The organism is Methanogenium marinum (assembly GCF_028912405.1).
In the GTDB taxonomy this organism is placed as follows: domain Archaea; phylum Halobacteriota; class Methanomicrobia; order Methanomicrobiales; family Methanomicrobiaceae; genus Methanogenium; species Methanogenium marinum.
In genome coordinates, this window is the sequence record NZ_JAKELO010000002.1 from 1,948,328 (window position 1) to 1,967,398 (window position 19,071).

Genomic DNA, 19,071 nt, shown 5'->3' on the forward strand with positions numbered 1-19,071 from the left:
TAACTCAATTTAATTTGATTTCAAAACAATCCAGCTTTGTTGTAGATATGAAGATAATAAGGCAGTTATAGCCTGATAGTAAATGTTGGAATATACGATGATAATTACCGAAGCGCTCCGTGCCATGTTCCAGTTTACGACGATTCTTCCGATGGGGAGACATGCTGACTATGACGCGTTTGCCCGGCATGCCTATCTCCTGCCCCTCTCAGGATATCTTGTCGGGGGTATTGCAGCGCTAGTCTCCATGCTCTTTGGAGAGCCGCTCGTTGCCGGTGCCGTTGCGCTCTCTGTCGCTCTGGTGCTGACCGGGTTCAATCACTTTGATGGTCTCTGTGATCTGGGCGACGGAATGATGGCCCACGGAAGTAGGGAAAAACGGGTGACCGCACTTACCGACCGCACGCTCGGGGCGGGTGCTGTTGGGACTGCTGTTGTCGTCATGCTGCTTGCATACGCTGGCATCACCACCGTTACCTGGATTGCAGGTGCAATAATCATTGCAGAAGTGATGGGGAAGTTCGTTCAGGTACTCCTTATAGTCATCGGCAATCCTTTCCGTGACGGGATGTTTTCCTACATCCACACATTTGCGCGCTGGTGGTTCATTCCTCTCTCCTGTCTCTTCGTCTTACCGCTCCTTCTCCTGAAGGTAATAAGTCCGCTCTCTGCGGGAGCTGCTGTAGCAGCGGCACTTCTGACCGCAGGTATCCTTCTGGTGGTAACCCGACGACTCTTTGGTGGAGTGAACGGAGATATCGTCGGCGCGTCCCATGAACTTACGCGCTGCATGGTGCTTCTCGCCCTTGCGATCACGGGTTTTTAACCCTGTATTTTGGATGTCCGTCTGTGACTATCTGCGGTGCTGTGGAGGAAACAGGGGCGGCGGTTTCGATGCTCTTTCTGGCTCCCCCTGATATTTTTTTAGAATTGATTGCCGTACGCATGCTGATATAACCGGCCCTGAATTGCTGCGGGAAATTGCTTTGGACATATGCTCCCATAACGATCCCGGAGCATACTATGGGCATACTGTATTGAAAAAAAGGTTTGGAGAGAGTTCAGTTAATAGGAATATAGTGACTTGAAACCTTCGTTCTTCTCATCACTGCAGAGAAGAGCGCTTCCGTCCCTGATGAGAGTGTTATACATCATCTGGGCGTTCTGAAGGTCTTCATCTCCACCCGCACTCAGTTTGCTGTCCTGAATTACCTTTTTCATTGGGTTTGGCATCTCACGGCGTCCGACGATGACACCTTCACAGTGGGAACAGAATGCACATTTGCTGTACACGGAGAGCTCTTTTTCGTCGGCGCACATGACCTTCACCATATCGTTTGGGCCTGTTCGGTTCAATGGCAACGTCTTCATCAAAGATTTAGATGGAATTCGATGTAATATCAGGGTGTCGGTTGGTGTGGAATCTGTTCTGTAAACCTGGTGAAGCAACCACTGAAGAAATCTTTTAAATACCTACCCTTCCTATTAATAATACTCGTATCAAAGCGACCGGGCAGACGTCTGACGAGCCCATCCTTACGATTTGGAGGTTATAGAAATATGGCAGCTGATAAGCCACACATGAATCTTGCCGTGGTCGGCCACATCGACCATGGGAAGTCAACAACTGTTGGGAGACTTCTCTTCGAGACAGGAGCAGTCCCTGCGCACATTATTGAGAACTACCGGAAGGAAGCAGAGTCCAAAGGTAAGGGATCATTCGAATTTGCATGGGTTATGGATAACCTCAAGGAAGAGCGTGAACGTGGTATTACTATCGATATCGCTCACAAGAGGTTCGACACTGACAAGTTCTACTTCACTATTGTAGACTGCCCAGGTCACCGTGACTTTGTCAAGAACATGATCACCGGTGCATCACAGGCTGACGCAGCACTTCTTGTCGTTGCAGCACCTGATGGTCCAATGGAGCAGACTAAGGAACACGTTTTCCTGGCCCGTACTCTTGGTATCAACCAGCTCATCATTGGCATCAATAAGATGGATTCATCCAAGTACAGTGAAGAGCGCTACAATGAAGTGAAGAAAGAGCTCTCCTCCCTCATTAAGATGGTCGGTTACAAGCCGGACGACATTGAGTTTATCCCGATGTCCTCGTTTGTTGGTGACAACATCTCTACCCACTCTGCAAATACTCCATGGTACAAGGGACGCACACTTCTTGAGACCCTTGACACACTTGTAGCACCCGAGCTTCCAACCACTCTTCCGTTCCGTCTTCCTGTTCAGGATGTATACTCCATCTCGGGTATTGGAACTGTTCCAGTCGGACGTGTTGAGACCGGTATCATGAAGAAGGGAATGAAAGTCTCTTTCATGCCTGCAAATGTTGTAGGAGAAGTCAAGTCCATTGAGATGCACCACGAAGAGCACGACCAGGCACTGCCTGGCGACAACGTTGGTTTCAACGTCCGTGGTGTCGGCAAGAACGATATCCGCCGTGGTGACGTTTGTGGTCCTGCAGAGAAGCCACCGTCAGTTGCAGAGGAATTCATTGCACAGATTGTGGTTCTTCACCACCCAAGTGCAATCACCGTCGGATACACTCCGGTCTTCCACTGCCACACAACCCAGACTGCATGCACATTCATGGAACTTCAGAAGAAGCTCGATCCACGCACCGGTCAGGTCAAAGAGGAGAACCCAACCTTCCTCAAGACTGGCGATGCAGCAATCGTAAAGTTCCGCCCTGTTCAGCCTATGGTCATTGAAAATATCAAAGAGATTCCACAGCTGGGTCGCTTTGCAATCCGTGATATGGGATCAACTATTGCAGCAGGTATGTGCATTCAGGTCATTCCTAAAGATATGAGATAATATCTTCTCATACATTTTTGGTGATTAATATGCAAAAAGCACGAATTCGTCTTTCAGGGACAGACTTCCAACAAGTTGAGATGGTCTGTGATCGCATTAGAGAAATAGCAGAACGTACCGGGGTAAACCTCGGAGGTCCAATTCCCCTGCCAACAAAGCGCATGGTCGTCCCGATTCGCAAGAGTCCGGACGGAGAAGGAACTGCAACCTGGGATCGCTGGCAGATGCGTGTACACAAACGCCTCATTGACCTTGATGCCGATGAGCGTGCACTGCGTCAGTTAATGCGCATACAGGTTCCAAAAGATATTGCAATTGAGATAGTTCTGGAGAACTAAGGGTGCGGCGTGGAAGCCGTAGATTCCTCTCCAACATTTCTCGGTAGAGTACGTTTTGAACATTTATTTATTGTAATTTTTATTGTTGCGCTCATTCTGCGCTTCTTTTTCCTTGACCTGAAGCTCTTTCATCATGACGAGGCGGTACATTCCTGGTTTTCGTTTAAACTGCTGATGGAAGGGACCTATGTATATGATCCGGTCTATCACGGGCCTCTTCTGTATTATACAACCGCGAGCATGTTCGCCCTCTTCGGTGATTCTGATCTCATCGCCCGGATTGTTCCCGCCCTGCTGGGATCTATGATGGTGCTTTTGGTCTGGCCGATATACCGGCTGGGATACCTTGGCTGGCGTGGTGCTCTTATTGCTGCGTTATTCCTTGCCATATCTCCGGATATGGTCTACTTCTCCCGTTTCCTGCGCAATGATATATTCATCGCATTTTTTACTCTGCTCCTTTTAGTTGCGCTCCTGTATTATCTTGAATATGGGCAGCGTCGTTATGTGCTGGTGGCAGCCCTTGCGGCAGGACTTGGGTGTTGTTCAAAGGAGAATATGCCGATCATCCTTTTGATCTTCGGAGTCTTCCTTCTCGCAGCAGTGGTGCTGAAGTGGGTGCACCTGAAAAAGGGATGGTGGGTAGACTTCATCCTTGGTATCGCAGTGATAGGTGCGGTGGGGTCGCTTTTTTATTCGTCCTTCGGCGCCCATCCCGAGGTGTTGTGGACGGGGGCATTCCAGGCCATAGAACACTGGACGGCGATGTCGTCCCAGCAGCGTCTGGGCGGGCCGCCGTATTTCTATATCCTCCTCCTCATGCTCTATGAGGTGCCGATCCTTCTCCTGGCTCTGGTGGGAACTCTGCAGGCGGTTGTCTGTGCTTTGTTCCTCTGGAAGCGAAAACGGCCGGAGACAGAAGTGCTTGCTCCCGTGGCAGCAACAGGAGAGGATGGTGCTGCATGCAGTGAGGCAGATTCTGTGGTGTTAGGTGAAGAGGGGGTTGTGAGTTGCAAAACTCCAGTCCTGTCTGAAGTGATGGATATAGCCACAGCTGAATGTGCTGTAATGTCTAAACCTGAATCTGAATCTGAATCATATTCCGGATTGAATTCAGAATGTGGGTTTGAATCAGAATCCGGAGTTGAGCCCACCGAATCACCGGGCAGTCAGGAAGATGTAGCAGGTGAGGTTCCATCTATAGAGGCGGTGGATCATTCGTCCCGGCCACAGAGCAGGGCATCTGCCCTTCTTGCCCGCGCCGGCTCTTTTTGTGGTGATGTGGACCGCCCGGTATTTGATCGCCACCTCGGCTTCACACTCTTCTGCATCTGGTGGATGTGTGCATCACTTGGTGTCTATGCAGTCATCGGCGAGAAGGTGCCGTGGCTGATCCTGCATCAGCTCCTTCCGATGATCTTCGTGGCGTCTTTCTTAATGTCCCGAAATAAGGCGATACTGGCTCTTGTACTGTCGGTCTTCCTTGTGGTGATGGTTTTGCATGTGGCCTTTACCCCTGCTGACATCAGTGAACCCATTGTCCAGGTTCAAAATTCAGAGGAACTGCGGGAACTGTTCCGTCTTATCGATGCAGGGAATGCAACTGCAGTGACCTCAGAGAGTGTCTGGCCGCTGCCCTGGTATTACCGGGGTGATCGTTCGGAAAAGCTGACGTATCTCTCATCTATGGCTGATAATCCGGAGTATTTTGCAGACGGAAAGTATGATGTCATTGTATCTCATAATCCGGATGGATTTTCTGAGGTGCCGGGATATCTGAGAACAGATGTTATCCGGCAGAGTTACTGGTTTTCTATCTATGAAAACAATGACCGGCTGGCTGCGTATTATCTCTTCCGTGACGGAAAGCTGGGGAGTGTCAACTGGAATATCTTTGTTCCTCTGGAAACAGGTTCTGGAACCGATATTTCGGTGAATGGTAATGCCTGACAAGGCATGCCCATCCCTTTCTTTTTCTCTTTTCGTTTTCTGTTTTTTTTATCATGTTTATCGGTTTGAAGATACCTGTTTAACGTTCGTCCCCTTCTCCTCTTCCTTCCCTTTTATGGTATGTTGGTGGACGTGGTACAGCTGTCCTGTATGTGGCTTGTCTTCCTGTGTTTAGGTTTTTCTCTTTGTCCGACTGGAATTCTGGAGCGCTTGTTATTGTTCTCTTTCATCTGTCGTTGTTGTATTATCCGTACGGGAGTAGTGGATGTGAAGGGTACAACAGCAACGAAGCTGGCTGGGTGGTGAAGGTGTTATTTCCTGTCTGAAAAAAATAGTGCATACGTGTATTCAGGGTCCTGTCCTGTTAATCCTGCGAATATTTTGGCGTGGGATTCAATGCAGAAAAGCAGGGGGAAATAATGTGGTTGGAAGGATATTTGTGTGCAGCATTTTCATAGGGGTATTTATTGGGTACTTCCCAAAAAACCGGATTCCACGGGGACATCTGATGGTGATAATTTTTTTAGGGAGAATGCAGGTGCCTGCAGCTTTTGCTCATTATGATGATGCAGAAAGGATATCAGTGAATGAAAAAACGTTTCAAAAAACAGTAAAATTAACCGGATAAAAAAATATTGATGGGACTGTTTTATCCCAGCTCATCCCATTTGTTGAACCGTCGGTATACCACAAACCCGATGCCTGCGATGACGACAACAACCACAATTATGAGGACGTAATATCCCAGTCCGCTGAAGTCAGGAAGGAGTCCCCCTTCGCCGATCTCCTCTCTTAATTCGGTAGATAATGCAAGCGCTTCATTTGCTGTCAGCTGAGCCTCGTTTGCATTTAGACGGGACTGGTAGTAGTCCTTATTGTCACGGAAGTCTTTTGCCTGTGACATCTGTGTCTCTGCAAGAGACACTTTGTTCTGGATAGCGGTAACCCGGGTGTCTCCTGACATGCTCCGGTTGTTGACAAAGTAGCTGATGTCACTATTTACTGAATCGATGGTCGTCTGTGCATCGCTAATAAGCTGACCAGAATATGCATCTTCCAGGCTTGCTTCTGCCTGATCAATGAGATTTCCTGCATCAGTGAGCATCACATTTGCCTGAGAGTAACTGGCCGTCTTTGACTGATCGATCTTGTCATCTGCCTGTTCGTAGAGCTGCTCTGCCTCTACGACATTCACACCGAGTGCAGTATACTCATCAATTGATGCACGGAGTTCATCAAGCTGCTCTTCACGGAGATCTCTGGTTTTATCGACATCTCCAGGATTTATGACGTTACGTTCAATGAGCAGTTCTCCGCCGGATGGTACATTTCCGTTTACATCCAGTTGGCGCAGACGGAAGATGGTTACATCAGTGGTTTCTGTGACTGTAGGTACCTTTCCACTCAGGGTGTAGTCAACCGTTACCTCATTGCTGTCCGGGTATGCAAGGTCCCATCCAAGGAGGGTCAAAATCCGACTGGATGACTGTTTCGGTATACCCTGACTATTCACAAGGATTTTATAATCCCATTGCTGATCTTCAAGTTCAGTGTATGCCTCAAGTTCATCATCTGTATCAAATGTGTTATCTCCGCTGCCTGTCAGTTTGACGATGACATGAACAATGACCTGTTCACCTGGTGCAAGATCCCCGGATGCCGGATCCACGTCAGCAACGCTTTCAACAAAATCTGCTGCTGCTGCACCCTGCACAAGGCAGAGTGCGAGCATTAACGATATTAGTAGTGTTACTCCCCGTTTCATGGTGTATCTCACCTGATTCTCATTCAAAGAGTGGGTCAATCTCGTCACCGTCGAACATGGATGAACGACGTTCCTTTGATTTGACTACGTCCTCTTTTGTTTCCTTTGCGATTTCCATTAGTTCACGAATGCGTGGTGCGTCACCAATCGTTGCAAGCATAACCACGGCAGCTATCTTTGAACTTTCTGTCGGATAGTCACCACCACGAACCTCAACGCCCGCGATGTTCTCTTCCACCCATGACTTGGACTTCTCGACCCCTTTGCGATCCATCTCATTCGGGGGGCCTGCTATCAGCACAAGTGCACGTTCAGCAGTGGTGTAATCACACGGCATAGTCAGACGGCCCAGCATTGCACGGCGCACAAGGCCGATTATTTTTGCTGATTTGTCTTCACCGGTAAGGACTTCCTCTGCTGCCTCCCGTTTCTTCAGCCCCCTCAGAAGGCCACCTGCAAATCCCTGTTTCTGTTTTGTGCTCTTGCTGACCGTTTCAGAGACTGCATAGCCAATAGTGCTCACACCGCCACCCCGGAGGGTGTTGATGATTTCACTTGAATCAACAACCATCTCTCCGACACCGGACTTACTGACTTCTCCTGCACGGAAGAGAACGCCGAACCTTCGGACAATTTCGTCATTAAGGCGCTGGTAGGCCCCACGGACACTCTCGCCTTCGTTCTTCCATGCGCTGTTGTCAAATATGAACGTGTTGTCAGCCTCATTCACCAGGGTTGACAAACTGCGGGCTGCATTGTAGGAGTACAGTCTTCCTTCCTCGGGTGCAGGGAGAATTCCCAGAGCATATACAGGTTCACGGTAAATCCGCTTCAGGTGACGTGCTAACACCGGTGATCCACCAGATCCTGTACCTCCTCCAAGGCCGGCGCAGATAACAAATGCATCAATGTCGTGAGTGCCGCGGTTGTCGATGGTGTTGATGATGCTGTCAATCTCATCTGCGGTTATTTTGGCCCCGGTTACGTTGTCAGTGCCGACCCCGTGGCCTTTGACCACGGTCTGCCCAATGAGGATCCGATCTTTGAGTTCGATGTTGTCGAGACCCATAAGATCCGTCCGTGCAGTGTTCACTACAATTCCCCGGAAACTCCTTGTCGGTGCTTTCTTGTCCTGTTCAATGAACATGTCGACAATTTTTCCGCCTGCCTGGCCGAATCCTATGAAAAAAACTCTCATATGTGCACACCATCTGATTGAATGAAGATAAACGCTTCTTCAGATTATAAAACATGTTTCTTTCATAACTTCAAAAACTTTCTTATGTCAATTCTTGTTAATAATAGTGTTATAATGAGAATCTGCATCATAGGTGGAGGATTAACCGGTCTTTCTGCTGCATATTATCTCTCCCGCACGCATTCTGTTGATGTGCTGGAGGCCTCAGCAGAGGTGGGTGGGCTCCTTTCTTCCTCTCATTTCCATGACACCTTTATTGAGCGGTATTATCATCACTGCTTTTCGGGTGATGCGAATCTCTTAGCGCTTATGGACGAACTCGATCTATCAGGTGATATTTCATGGCTTAGTGGGAGCACCGGTTACTTCAGCGAAGGGCGCATCTATCCCCTGACCACACCTTTCGAGATTCTCCGCTATCCGCTTCTTACGTTGGTTGATAAATTCAGGCTTGGTCTGCTGACACTCCGGGCGGGGAAATATCAGGCAGCCTCATATGATGATATTACAGCAGACGCATTTATTCAGGACACCTGTGGGAAGCATGCATATGAATCATTCTTTGCACCTCTGCTGCGCAGCAAATTTGGGGAGATGCGCCATGAGGTCTCGGCCGCCTGGCTGATATCACGCATTGCTATTCGATCAGATCGTGGCCCGCAGGGGGAACGGCTGGGGTATCTGCGGCATGGATACCAAAGTCTCATCACCGCGCTATCCGATGCGATACGCAAAAATGGTGGGGCCATTCACACCGGCATTCCTGCCCGTGCTCTGGAAAAAACAGATGGAGGAAAATGGAGGGTCAATGGTGCTCCTTATGATGTTGTTATCTCAACGGTGCGGCCATCGATTCTCACATCCCTGGGCGGCCCCTCCCTTCCGGAGATTCCGTATCAGGGTGCGGCATGTGTATCAATGGGCCTCTCTCGTGATGTGCTTCAGGGTATCTATTGGGTCAATGTAAAGGATGAAGCACCATACGGGGCTGTCATCGGACACACGAATTTTGCTCCCTTTGAATGGTATGGAGAACACATTGTCTATCTGGCATCATATTTCCGTGACAGTCTTCCCGAGGGCCATGAGGAGCGGATGATTACAGACTTCTGTGAACGTTTTGGTGTCTCCCGAGACGAAATACGCTGGCATTATATGACGACTGATACGGCAGCAGGACCGGTATACATCACCGGATACCGGGACCTAATTTCCCCGTATGAGGTGGATGGCATCTACTGTGCCGGTATGTTCTCCTTACCGAATTACCCGGAACGGAGTATGGAGGGTTCAGTGGTTGCAGCACAGGCTGTTGCAGAGATGATCCTGTCCCGGGAGGCAGACCGTGACTGAATATGAGGTATGTGCCATCCTCCCGGTTTACAATGATCGTGATGCACTTGAAACGGCAATTCCCCGTTCGATTGAGGTATTAGAGGGGGTGACAGACTCATTCCTGCTTGCAGTGGCAGAGGATGGCAGCACAGATGGCAGCGCGGAGTTTGTGCGTGAATGGGAAACAAAAGACTCTCGTGTACGTCTCTTTCATGCGGATGAGCGCCTTGGGCGCGGGACTGCTCTTACCCGTGTCATCCGTGCGGTGGATGCAGAGATTGTCTGTTATTATGATGTGGACCTTGCAACCGATATGGCACACCTGCCGGCACTGATTCAGGCTGTCCGGGATGGTAGTGATGTGGCGACCGGCTCGCGTCTGATGCCTGAAAGTGACATTGTGCGTACACAGGGGCGTGAAGTGGCGAGTCAGGGATATAATTTACTGGTGCGGACGGTTTTGAAGAGTCGTCTCTATGACCACCAATGTGGATTCAAGGCATTTCGAAGGGATCGCATTCTCCCGCTTCTTGATACCATTGAGGCACCACACTGGTTCTGGGACACGGAACTTCTTGTACGGGCCCAGAGGAAGGGATTCCGTATCACAGAAATCCCGGTTCGCTGGCGGACCAGTGACAAGACAACGGTAAAATTCAGTGATGTATATGGGATGGGTACGGCGATATTTCATCTGAGGCGGCACCTGAATGATTAAAAAGGCCGCGGCCATTGTGCTGCCCACCATTCTTGCCGTTGGCATTATCGCATACATGCTCTATCGGGTATGGGATGATCTTTTAATCGCTGTCCAGAATGCTGTCTGGTCGTATCTTGTTCTTGCGATTGTGATATGTGTCGGTGCATGGTTTCTTCGTGGCATCCGGTACCGTGCCATTCTTACCAGTCTCGCGGTATCTGTTACCATCTGGCTCTCCACTGCCTGCATCTATCTCTCGCAGACAGCAAATCTCATTGTTCCGGCACGTCTGGGGGACTTAATCCGCCTCTTTATCCTGAAGCACGAGGCAGATGCGACATACACGAGCGGCCTCTCTTCTGTGGTGGTGGAGCGGTTCTTTGATATTGTGACAATTGCTCTTCTTGGCGCGGTGACCCTGCCTTTCGTCCTGAATGTCCCTGACTGGTTTATCACGGTCATTTACGTGGCGCTTGCCCTCTGCGGCATCTTTGTGGTGGTGCTCTTCTCGGTGGGGAGGTTTCAGTCTGAGAACAAATATCTTAAAATGGGCATTGATCTGCTCAATCAGGTGAAAGAGGCATCCCTCTCTCCACAGGGTATTGTGGGCCTTTCTGCCCTTTCCATCGTGATATGGTTAACGGATGTGGTGATCTGTTATGTTGTTGCCCTGATGTTCGGTGCGTCAATTCCGTTTGTGGTGGTAACTCTTGCTATTGTCATTGGGAATCTCATTAAAGCGGTGCCCGTTACGCCCGGTGGTATCGGCACCTATGAGGTCGCCGTTGCATTGACACTCTCGCTTGCTGGTGTGGATCCTGCGGTTGCAACCCTCATCGCTGTGATAGATCATCTCGTTAAAAATGGTGTCACCGTTGCGGGTGGTGTGGTCTCGCTTTATGTCTTTGGTGACTGGGCTGTCTCCCTCCTGCGCCGGGCTTTTTCCCACTCACTGGATGTGTCGGAGGTTAAATGATTGGGCCCGTTGAGCAGGCAGCAGGGCTGATTCTTTGGCTGCTCGTCCTGAAAGTACTTCAGGTCGCTCTCTGGCCTGCTCTTTCCGGTGCTTTCGGGCGGTTTGCCTACCCGGTATCTTATCCTCTTTCATTTCTTCTTTTCGGGGGAATCAGCTGGTATCTGGGGCTTGTACACCTCCCGGTACAGGCAGCAGCGCTTCCGTTCCTTTTCATCATTGGATATTATGCGGTCACCGGGTGGTATACCTGGGAGAAATGTGCCGGCGTGTGGAAGTGGGACATGGCCTTTCTGCTCTGTTTCGCTTTCATGACAGAGGTCCGGTTCTTTAATCCGATGATCTCGTATGCAGAGAAGTTCATGGACCATGCCTTTCTTGCGTCCGTGATGCGTGCACCGGTGGTGCCTCCTGCTGATCCGTGGTTTGCAGGGGGGTCCCTTGGTGTCTATTATTATCTGGGGCACTGGACGATGGGCGTAACAGGTATTCTCTCCGGCACTCCGTCACCGGTTGCGTTTAATCTTATTTTACCGACGGTTTTTGCCAATGCGGCAGTCTCCCTCTATGCAATCGGCCATCTGCTTCTTACTCGCTTCCGGGCACTTCCGGTGATGGCCCTCTTCCTGGTCAATCCTTCATTTATTCTTCAGGTGTTCATGGGTGCCGATGCCCACGGTGTGCTCTGGAATTCCACCCGCACCATCACTGATACTATCAATGAATATCCGCTCTTCTCATTTCTCTGGGGAGACCCCCATGCCCATGTCATCGGGCTCTTCTGTCAGGCGCTCTTCCTCTTTCTTATGCTCTATATCCTGCATGAATGGGGTAATCTGACTGAGCGGAGCCGGTGGGTATGTCTGGGTGCAACAGCTCTCACGCTGGGTGTGATGCCGGGGGTTAATTCCTGGGACGTTCTCGTCTATGCTCCTCTGCTGCTTGTGGTGGGGGCCCTGATATGGTACCGGGCAGGACGTGCGGCGGTGCCGGACCCCTATCCATGGCGTCTCTTTCTCGTCTGCCCGTTCCTCTCTGTTCTTCTCTTTGCCCCGTACTATCTGATGCTCACAACGCAGGGCATCGCAGGAATTGGCATCGTGCCGACTCCGTCTGCGGTGTCGGAGTTCATGCTGGTCTACGGATTTTTTATCGTTGTCTTCTGGTGTGCCACGTTCCGTGACATATTGGAAAACACCCGGCTGCTCATTGTTCTCGTGCCGTTTGTTCTCACCGGGTATGTGGCCGCAGGTCTTGCTGCAGTGCCTCTCGCTGCCCTTGTTTTGCGGCGGAGGTTTCTTCCTGCAGAGGTTATCTCCATCTTTGGGTTGGGTGTCCTTATTTTCAGTGAACTGTTCTATCTCATTGACGGAATGGGTGACACCTATTACCGGATGAATACGGTATTCAAATTTGGTCTTGCTGCCTGGATGATGATGAGTGCCGGTGCTTTTGTCTGGCTGGGGGAATGGCTGACGCAGCACTTCAAAGACCGGTCCGCACCGGTGTGGGCCGTCCGTGCCGGTGCCGGTGCTGTTATTCTCTTTCTTATCTGTGCACCGGTGGCAATTCCGGATTTGACGTATGGTTATGGGGGGAAGACTCTGGATGGTCTTGCCTGGGTGGAAACATCTCATCCTGGTGATGCTGCTGCGGTGGCATATCTGTCGGCCCTGCAGGGAAACATCACCATTGTTGAGGCAGAGGGTGGAGATTACAAATATTTCTCCCGCATATCATCATTCACAGGCATCCCCACCATCATCGGCATGCCGTTTCATGAGACGATGTGGCGGGGAAGTGATGCAGGGGCATCGCAACGCGCGGCCGATGTACGGATTATTTATGAAGACCCGTCCCGTTCGCCGTCATTACTTGCTTTCTATGGGGTGGACTATCTGGTGTTGGGGGATGCAGAAAATGAGCGTTATACGGTCCGGCTTCCGGAAGATATCTTAGAAGAGGTATTTTCAGAAAATGGAACCACAATATACCGTTTTATGGCGCTTTCTGCCTGAATTATGGATTTTGCATGACAGAATTCTGAGCAGTCCGGTACCTGCATCAATAACTTTTATCTCCCGGACTGTCGATATAATATAGCTGCATCAATCACGAACTGATGAGTGATGAGGGAGCAATACGTTACTACATATGCCCTGGCGAAATGCAGGGCGTATTTTGTGCTCCTGAATGAGGTGAGTTATGTCAAAAATATACGCAACATTTGAAGTTCCTGACGAAATCCAGAACAAAGCTCTTGAAGTTCTTGAGGTTTCCCGGGACACAGGTAAAATTAAGAAAGGATCAAACGAAGCAACAAAGGCAGTCGAGCGCGGAAACGCAGAACTCGTGCTTATTGGCGGCGACGTTGAGCCGGAAGAGATTGTGATGCACCTTCCTGCCCTCTGCGACGAAAAGCAGATTCCATATATTATCATCAATAAGCAGAATGATGTTGGCGCAGCAAGCGGACTGGATGTCGGTTCCGCAGCAGCAGCAATTGTCAAAGCAGGAAAATCAAAGGATCTTCTTGTTGAGGTCTTAGGACAGATCTCAGAACTGAGAGGGTGAATTGACCTATGGCAGACGCAACGCCGGCAGAAGTCCTTGAGGTCATCGGTAGTACCGGTATGCATGGGGAAGCCATGCAGGTAAAGTGCCGTGTCCTGGAAGGAAACAATAAAGGACGTATCGTCACCCGGAACACGGTTGGTCCTATCCGTGAGGGCGATGTTCTCATGCTCATTGAGACTGAGCGTGAGGCAAAGAAATTATCAAGAAGGTGAAGTGAATGGTTGAGCATCATATCTGTATGTTCTGCGGTGAGCCGCTGGAACCTGGTACCGGAAAGATGTATGTCCGTAAAGACGGATCCATCTATTACTTCTGTGGTCAAAAATGCCAGAACAACTATCGTCTCGGGCGTGTCCCCCGGCGTGTTGTCTGGACAAAAGCAGGCCGCAAAGCGCTCGGTAAGGATTAATCCTTATGGATCGCACTTTTTTAATGATCAAGCCCGATGGTGTCCAGCGTGGCCTTGTCGGTGAGATTATTGCCCGGTTTGAGAAGAAAGGCCTGAAGATGGTCGCCGGAAAGTTTGAGACTCTTCCGGAAGACCGTGTGATGGAGCACTATGCCGAGCACACAGAAAAACCGTTCTTCGCAGGTCTGAAAGCATATATCACGAGTGGACCTTGTTTCCTCATGGTATGGGAAGGCAAAAATATCGTTGCCATCACCCGGCAGATGATCGGGGCAACGAACCCTGCAGAAGCAGCACCCGGCACTATCCGTGGTGACTGTGCAATGGAGATTGGAATGAATGTCATTCACGGCTCTGACTCTGATGAGACAGCAGCACGCGAGATTGCAATTCATTTTGCTCCGGAAGAACTTATTTCATACAAACGAATTGACGAAACATTCCTGTACGAATAAGCGTGCAGGCAATTATCGTTTTTTTTAATTACACCAGAGGGACAGAATTTCTGGTGTTTTTGGAGTGCTGTCGGCCACAGAGACAGTATATGATATTTCATTTCTCCCCTCTGATAGCCGTAGGCTTGTTCTCCATTCGTGAGGCATGAAACAAAAAACTAAATGAAGGCATGAAATAAATTTAGTGCAGATAATCTGAGGGTGTGTTACGGTCATGTCTGAATTATTACAACAGGGGGGAATGATTCTTGTCGGCGGATCCATTGTTCTTGCAGGCACGCTGATCGCAGCGGAGATAATGGGGTATTCTGTGCCATTTGGGGGGGTAATCCTGCTCATCTGTGCTGCACTCATTATTGTCGGGGTATATATTGTGAATAAGAGTGCTGTTGGGGCAACATCCGGGAATCTGGATGAATGAGGGAACCGTTCGTATCTGCTGTGTGCAGGTAGAAAGTGCCCCTGATGTTCCTGAAATTAATCTTGCACGCGCAGTAGATTTTGCTTTGGAGGCAAAGAAGCAGGGGGCCTCTCTTATTTCATTTCCCGAACAGTATCCAACCGGGTGGGATCCACAGGGAACCGGATATACTGATGACGGGGCGGGTGCCATCTGCCGTGGGTGGTCTGCCGTTGCAGAAGAGGCGGGGATTCATGTGATGGGTTCCTATCGCAAAGAAACAGAATCCATGCCACAGAATGTTGCTGCCGTCTTTGCACCGGATGGTGCACTCATTGCAGAGTATGCCAAGATTCATCTTTTTTCGCCAGGCGGGGAAGACAAATCATTTTTGTCGGGGGAAAGGCTCAGTATATTCACGCTCGGTGGAATCAGATTTGGTATTGCCATCTGCTATGACCTGCGGTTTGCTGACCTCTTTGGTGCCTATGCACGGAGGGGTTGCGATGCGGTGATAGTGCCTGCCGCCTGGCCCTGCGCCCGGCTGAAACACTGGAATCTGTTTTTACATGCCCGTGCCCTTGAAAACCAGATGTATGTGGTGGGAATTAACCCTGCAAAAGGAGTTTCGGATGGGGCATACTGTGGTGGTACTGCCGTTGTTGACCCGTGGGGAGAGACTGTTGTGCAGGCAGAGACTTCAGGGACTGTTCTTGTCTTTGCAGATATTGTGATTGCCACTGTCCGGGAAGCGCGTGCTGCATTTCCGGTGCGTTCAGATCGCCGGGACGACCTGTATTCTTCTCTTTGAAGCGTATGGGAAGAGGAGTATCTATACCTGTTCCGGGCACCAACCTATACAGCATGTATCGTCTTGTCTGCGTAGGCTGTGGTACTGAATATTCACCAGATGAAATCATCTATCACTGCCGTGAATGTGGTCATCTGCTTGCGGTAAAATACGACCTCGATGGACTGAATATTTCACGTGCTGAGTGGAATCGCCGCCCTCTGAAACTCTGGCGCTACCGGGAACTCTTACCCGTAACAGGAGAACCAGTCTCCCTGCAGGAAGGGGGCACCCCTCTCTACCATATGAAGAGACTCGGTGAGGAACTCGGCCTGAAACACCTGTATGCAAAGCATGAGGGAATGAATCCCTCCGGATCATTCAAGGACCGCGGGATGACTGTCGGTGTCTCTATGGCGATGCAGCTTGGGATGAAGACTGTTGCCTGTGCGTCAACCGGCAATACATCGGCCTCTCTTGCTGTCTATGCAGCGAAAGCGGGAATCCCTGCCATTGTACTTCTCCCTGCGGGAAATGTGGCACTTGGCAAGGTGGCACAGGCACTGATGCACGGCGCGAAGGTCATTGCCATCCGTGACAACTTTGACCGTGCCCTTGAGATGGTCCATGACCTCTGCATTTCCGAAGGCCTCTATCTTTTGAACTCGGTCAATCCCTACCGGCTGGAAGGGCAGAAGACCATTGGGTTTGAAATAGTGGATCAGCTTGGGGATGTGCCGGACCGGATTGTCCTTCCGGTCGGTAATGCAGGCAATATCTCCGCTGTCCATAAAGGTCTCGGAGAATTTATCGAACTTGGGTTTATTGACCGGATGCCGATGATGACCGGCATCCAGGCAGCAGGTTCACAGCCACTTGTAGAGGCAATAATGGGCAATCTGCCGGAAGTAATTCCGTTCAAAACACCGGAGACAGTGGCAACGGCCATTCGTATCGGGGCACCGGTCAATGCAGAGAAGGCATTGCGTGCCATCCGTGAAACAGGTGGTACAGCCGCGTCTGTCACCGATGAAGAGATCCTCGCGATGCAGCGTGACCTGGCCCGCAAGGAGGGTATCGGTGTTGAACCTGCTTCTGCGGCATCGGTTGCAGGTATCAAAAAACTGATGGAAGAAGGGCGCATCGACCCTGACGAGCGGATTGTGTGTGTGGTGACCGGGCACCTCTTAAAAGACCCGGAGACGGTGATCCGCCAATGCGACCCGCCGATAGAAATAGATGCAGATATTCAGTCGCTCTTATCTGTCTTGCGCTGATTTTCTGTGTGAGTGGTGTGTCTGCTCTCTCAGCCGTGTATACGGTTGCAGAGAACGGCACTGCATATTCCGCAGAGATTGAGGTGTTGCAGACAGAGAAATATGCCTTCACTGAGCCCGGGCTTTTGGGGGAACCGGTACCGGTTACGGTATCGGATGTATCTGTCTTCAATGAAGCAGGTCCGGTAAATTTCACCGAAGAGGGCTCCAGTACCATACGGTTTACGGAAGGCAATTACACAATATGCTATTCTGCACCCCTGAATTCGAATGAAATTACGGTGCTTCTGGCTGACACCTCGAATATTTCTGTCTCACTGCCGGAACAGTATGCGGTATCAAATCCTCTGTTAGGCTATGTGAGCTCCGGAGGTGTTGCCAATGTGTCCGGTAATGGCACAACAATTCTCTGGGAGGACGCCCGGAGCGCGCAGGTTCGGTATTATGATGCCTTTCAGGAACAGGCGCTCATAATCTTCGGGACATTCTGGATTGGCATTGTGGTGATATTTCTGGTTCCATATATGATTGTCCGCCGGAAAAAAGAGTAAAAACTCAGGGGAGCGTGACGGCACCATCTTATATCTGGCAGATAATATCTGCCAGTATATAAGAGGTGAATTGATTGCGAATACAACTGATTATTTTAGCGTGTCTTATTGGCCTTGTTGGGATCTGTGCGATGCCGGCCTGTGCATCTGTTGCTGATGTCGTGCAGGGGTCAACGGTTTTTGTTGGTGAAGAGGGACTTGTCCTGCAGTCAGGTGTGCTTGCCGCAAATGATACCCAGGTGGCATGGTATCCGTCGGGGACAACAGTTTCCGGTACAAGTGTTCCGGAGATCACCATTACAGTGAGTCCATCGTCGTTTGATGTAACGCCTGTTCAGTTTAAAGGTCGTACCGGTGCCTGGTATTCCTATCCTAATGGGGTGGCAGAAACAACTCCACATCTTGCATTTCTGGTGAATCAGCCGGAGGCGATGGTAAAGCTATGGGTATATACATCTGAAGGTGGCGAGTATGGTACCGGTTATAAAACAATAAAGGGTGTGAAACTTGGGTTCCGGATGGAAACAAATATGTTTGCAATTTTCAACCGGCCCGGTGTCAGCGCTGGCGAACCCGGCATTGATATTTATGTGGAGGCCCCCGGCGGGTCCACCTATTCAGCACTCTATGATGATGCAGCCGTGCCACATTCTGTCCCGATTGCCGGTCAGCATCCACAGACTTCGTATGCTTACGTACCGGTTGAATCTGGTGCCACCTGTGTCTGGGACACCGGCAATTCTGAATACGGGGCAGGGAATTATATCTTTTATGCCTATGCTGATGTGAACGGCCTAAAAGATGCAGTTGGAAAAATTTCGGGTGATAGGTTCACCCTGCTTGCGACGGCAACGGATTCCGCCGGGGCAACACCCACGCCGGAAGTTCCCAATCTGATTGTCGGCACCGGGACGGTCACCCTTGACACCACCACCGGTGGTATTGTGCAGACAGACACTCTTCTGCATGATGAGGAGAATATGGCATATGTCTCCCTTGATAAGGGGACACAAGCCTTCAACGAGAAGGCGCAGGCACTCAAATCCCTCTCCATTATCATGGTGGCGATGGGGGACTCCATGACTCTTGTGCCGCTCCCGGATGGGCAGACTCCGCTTTCCATATATCGTATCAGCCCGGAGGATTCATCGTTCTCACCTTCTGCAGAACTGGGGATTCTCATCAGTGACGATTCGCTCTCTCACAACCTCTACTGGTGGAATGAACTGATGGGCAAATGGTCTGCTGTTGATGCAGAAACAGACAATGACGACGGTTATCTGAAGGGGGATCTCACAAAGAGCGGGTATTATATGATGACGTATCCAGCAGGATCAGTCACTGAATCAACTGCTGAGCCTACCATCCTCCCGGAACCTACTGCAACTACAGTTCCAACGGCTTCTCCCACACCTACACAGTCACCGGTTGGAATACTGGTAGTCATGGCAGGTTGTGCGGCATGTGCTCTTCTGAAAAAGAGATAACACAATTCGTATTTCCTATTTTTTTTAC

The 19,071-nt window shown here is 50.2% G+C and carries 20 protein-coding genes; 17 read left to right on the forward strand and 3 right to left on the reverse strand.

The genetic code is table 11. The features are described 5' to 3' along the window. Positions 1-82: 82 nt before the first annotated feature. Positions 83-826, forward strand: a complete 744-nt coding sequence (gene cobS / locus L0665_RS09740) for an adenosylcobinamide-GDP ribazoletransferase (RefSeq protein ID WP_274925490.1) — start codon at positions 83-85, stop codon at positions 824-826. 239 nt (positions 827-1,065) lie between these two features. Here cobS and L0665_RS09745 read toward each other — a convergent pair whose 3' ends face one another. Beyond that, positions 1,066-1,371 (reverse strand): hypothetical protein, encoded by a 306-nt coding sequence (locus L0665_RS09745; protein WP_274925491.1) that lies wholly within the window; start codon positions 1,369-1,371, stop codon positions 1,066-1,068. A 189-nt stretch (positions 1,372-1,560) separates the two neighbouring features. On the opposite strand from L0665_RS09745, the gene tuf reads away from it, so the two are divergent. Genes tuf through L0665_RS09760 form a run of 3 tightly spaced genes read left to right on the forward strand, consistent with a single transcriptional unit; the run spans position 1,561 to position 5,126 of the window. Continuing rightward, positions 1,561-2,838, forward strand: a complete 1,278-nt coding sequence (gene tuf, locus L0665_RS09750; RefSeq protein ID WP_274925492.1) for a translation elongation factor EF-1 subunit alpha — start codon at positions 1,561-1,563, stop codon at positions 2,836-2,838. A gap of 29 nt (positions 2,839-2,867) precedes the next feature. Further along, positions 2,868-3,176, forward strand: coding sequence for a 30S ribosomal protein S10 (gene rpsJ / locus L0665_RS09755; RefSeq protein ID WP_274925493.1), 309 nt, complete (start codon positions 2,868-2,870; stop codon positions 3,174-3,176). Between the two features lie 9 nt (positions 3,177-3,185). Next, a complete protein-coding gene (locus tag L0665_RS09760) occupies positions 3,186-5,126 on the forward strand; it encodes a flippase activity-associated protein Agl23 (protein WP_274925494.1) in 1,941 nt (646 codons plus the stop codon). 649 nt (positions 5,127-5,775) lie between these two features. On the opposite strand, the gene L0665_RS09765 is transcribed toward L0665_RS09760, so the two are convergent. Continuing rightward, positions 5,776-6,891: a hypothetical protein gene (locus L0665_RS09765; protein WP_274925495.1), complete on the reverse strand. Its 1,116-nt coding sequence runs from the start codon at positions 6,889-6,891 to the stop codon at positions 5,776-5,778. 19 nt (positions 6,892-6,910) lie between these two features. Beyond that, positions 6,911-8,089: a tubulin/FtsZ family protein gene (locus L0665_RS09770; protein WP_274925496.1), complete on the reverse strand. Its 1,179-nt coding sequence runs from the start codon at positions 8,087-8,089 to the stop codon at positions 6,911-6,913. A gap of 114 nt (positions 8,090-8,203) precedes the next feature. Between L0665_RS09770 and L0665_RS09775 the strand changes: the two genes are divergently transcribed. The 13 genes from L0665_RS09775 to L0665_RS09835 all read left to right on the forward strand — a co-directional run bounded on the left by L0665_RS09775 (position 8,204) and on the right by L0665_RS09835 (position 19,043). Further along, positions 8,204-9,442: an NAD(P)/FAD-dependent oxidoreductase gene (locus L0665_RS09775; protein WP_274925497.1), complete on the forward strand. Its 1,239-nt coding sequence runs from the start codon at positions 8,204-8,206 to the stop codon at positions 9,440-9,442. Further along, the gene (locus L0665_RS09780; RefSeq protein WP_274925498.1) at positions 9,435-10,142 is read left to right on the forward strand and encodes a glycosyltransferase; all 708 of its coding nucleotides are present in this window, start codon (positions 9,435-9,437) and stop codon (positions 10,140-10,142) included. The genes L0665_RS09775 and L0665_RS09780 overlap by 8 nt, the downstream gene beginning before the upstream one ends. Then, positions 10,135-11,100 (forward strand): lysylphosphatidylglycerol synthase transmembrane domain-containing protein, encoded by a 966-nt coding sequence (locus tag L0665_RS09785; protein ID WP_274925499.1) that lies wholly within the window; start codon positions 10,135-10,137, stop codon positions 11,098-11,100. The genes L0665_RS09780 and L0665_RS09785 overlap by 8 nt, the downstream gene beginning before the upstream one ends. Further along, a complete protein-coding gene (locus tag L0665_RS09790) occupies positions 11,097-13,115 on the forward strand; it encodes a DUF2298 domain-containing protein (RefSeq protein WP_274925500.1) in 2,019 nt (672 codons plus the stop codon). The genes L0665_RS09785 and L0665_RS09790 overlap by 4 nt, the downstream gene beginning before the upstream one ends. Positions 13,116-13,302: 187 nt before the next feature. Beyond that, positions 13,303-13,671 (forward strand): 50S ribosomal protein L7Ae, encoded by a 369-nt coding sequence (rpl7ae, locus tag L0665_RS09795; protein ID WP_274925501.1) that lies wholly within the window; start codon positions 13,303-13,305, stop codon positions 13,669-13,671. Between the two features lie 8 nt (positions 13,672-13,679). Beyond that, positions 13,680-13,886, forward strand: a complete 207-nt coding sequence (locus L0665_RS09800) for a 30S ribosomal protein S28e (RefSeq protein ID WP_274925502.1) — start codon at positions 13,680-13,682, stop codon at positions 13,884-13,886. A 5-nt stretch (positions 13,887-13,891) separates the two neighbouring features. Further along, positions 13,892-14,083 carry a 50S ribosomal protein L24e gene (locus L0665_RS09805; RefSeq protein WP_274925503.1) on the forward strand — a complete coding sequence of 64 codons (192 nt, stop codon included), beginning with the start codon at positions 13,892-13,894 and terminating at the stop codon, positions 14,081-14,083. A gap of 5 nt (positions 14,084-14,088) precedes the next feature. Further along, positions 14,089-14,538, forward strand: coding sequence for a nucleoside-diphosphate kinase (gene ndk, locus L0665_RS09810; protein ID WP_274925504.1), 450 nt, complete (start codon positions 14,089-14,091; stop codon positions 14,536-14,538). A gap of 214 nt (positions 14,539-14,752) precedes the next feature. Then, entirely contained in the window at positions 14,753-14,959 is a 207-nt protein-coding gene (locus tag L0665_RS09815) for a hypothetical protein (protein WP_274925505.1), read from the forward strand. Beyond that, entirely contained in the window at positions 14,952-15,749 is a 798-nt protein-coding gene (locus tag L0665_RS09820; RefSeq protein ID WP_274925506.1) for a nitrilase-related carbon-nitrogen hydrolase, read from the forward strand. Before L0665_RS09815 ends, L0665_RS09820 begins: the two co-directional genes overlap by 8 nt. 53 nt (positions 15,750-15,802) lie before the next feature. Further along, positions 15,803-17,005, forward strand: a complete 1,203-nt coding sequence (gene thrC / locus L0665_RS09825) for a threonine synthase (RefSeq protein WP_274925507.1) — start codon at positions 15,803-15,805, stop codon at positions 17,003-17,005. Continuing rightward, the gene (locus L0665_RS09830; RefSeq protein ID WP_274925508.1) at positions 16,945-17,556 is read left to right on the forward strand and encodes a DUF5803 family protein; all 612 of its coding nucleotides are present in this window, start codon (positions 16,945-16,947) and stop codon (positions 17,554-17,556) included. Before thrC ends, L0665_RS09830 begins: the two co-directional genes overlap by 61 nt. A gap of 74 nt (positions 17,557-17,630) precedes the next feature. After that, positions 17,631-19,043, forward strand: coding sequence for a DUF3821 domain-containing protein (locus L0665_RS09835; RefSeq protein ID WP_274925509.1), 1,413 nt, complete (start codon positions 17,631-17,633; stop codon positions 19,041-19,043). The last annotated feature ends 28 nt before the right edge of the window (positions 19,044-19,071 follow it).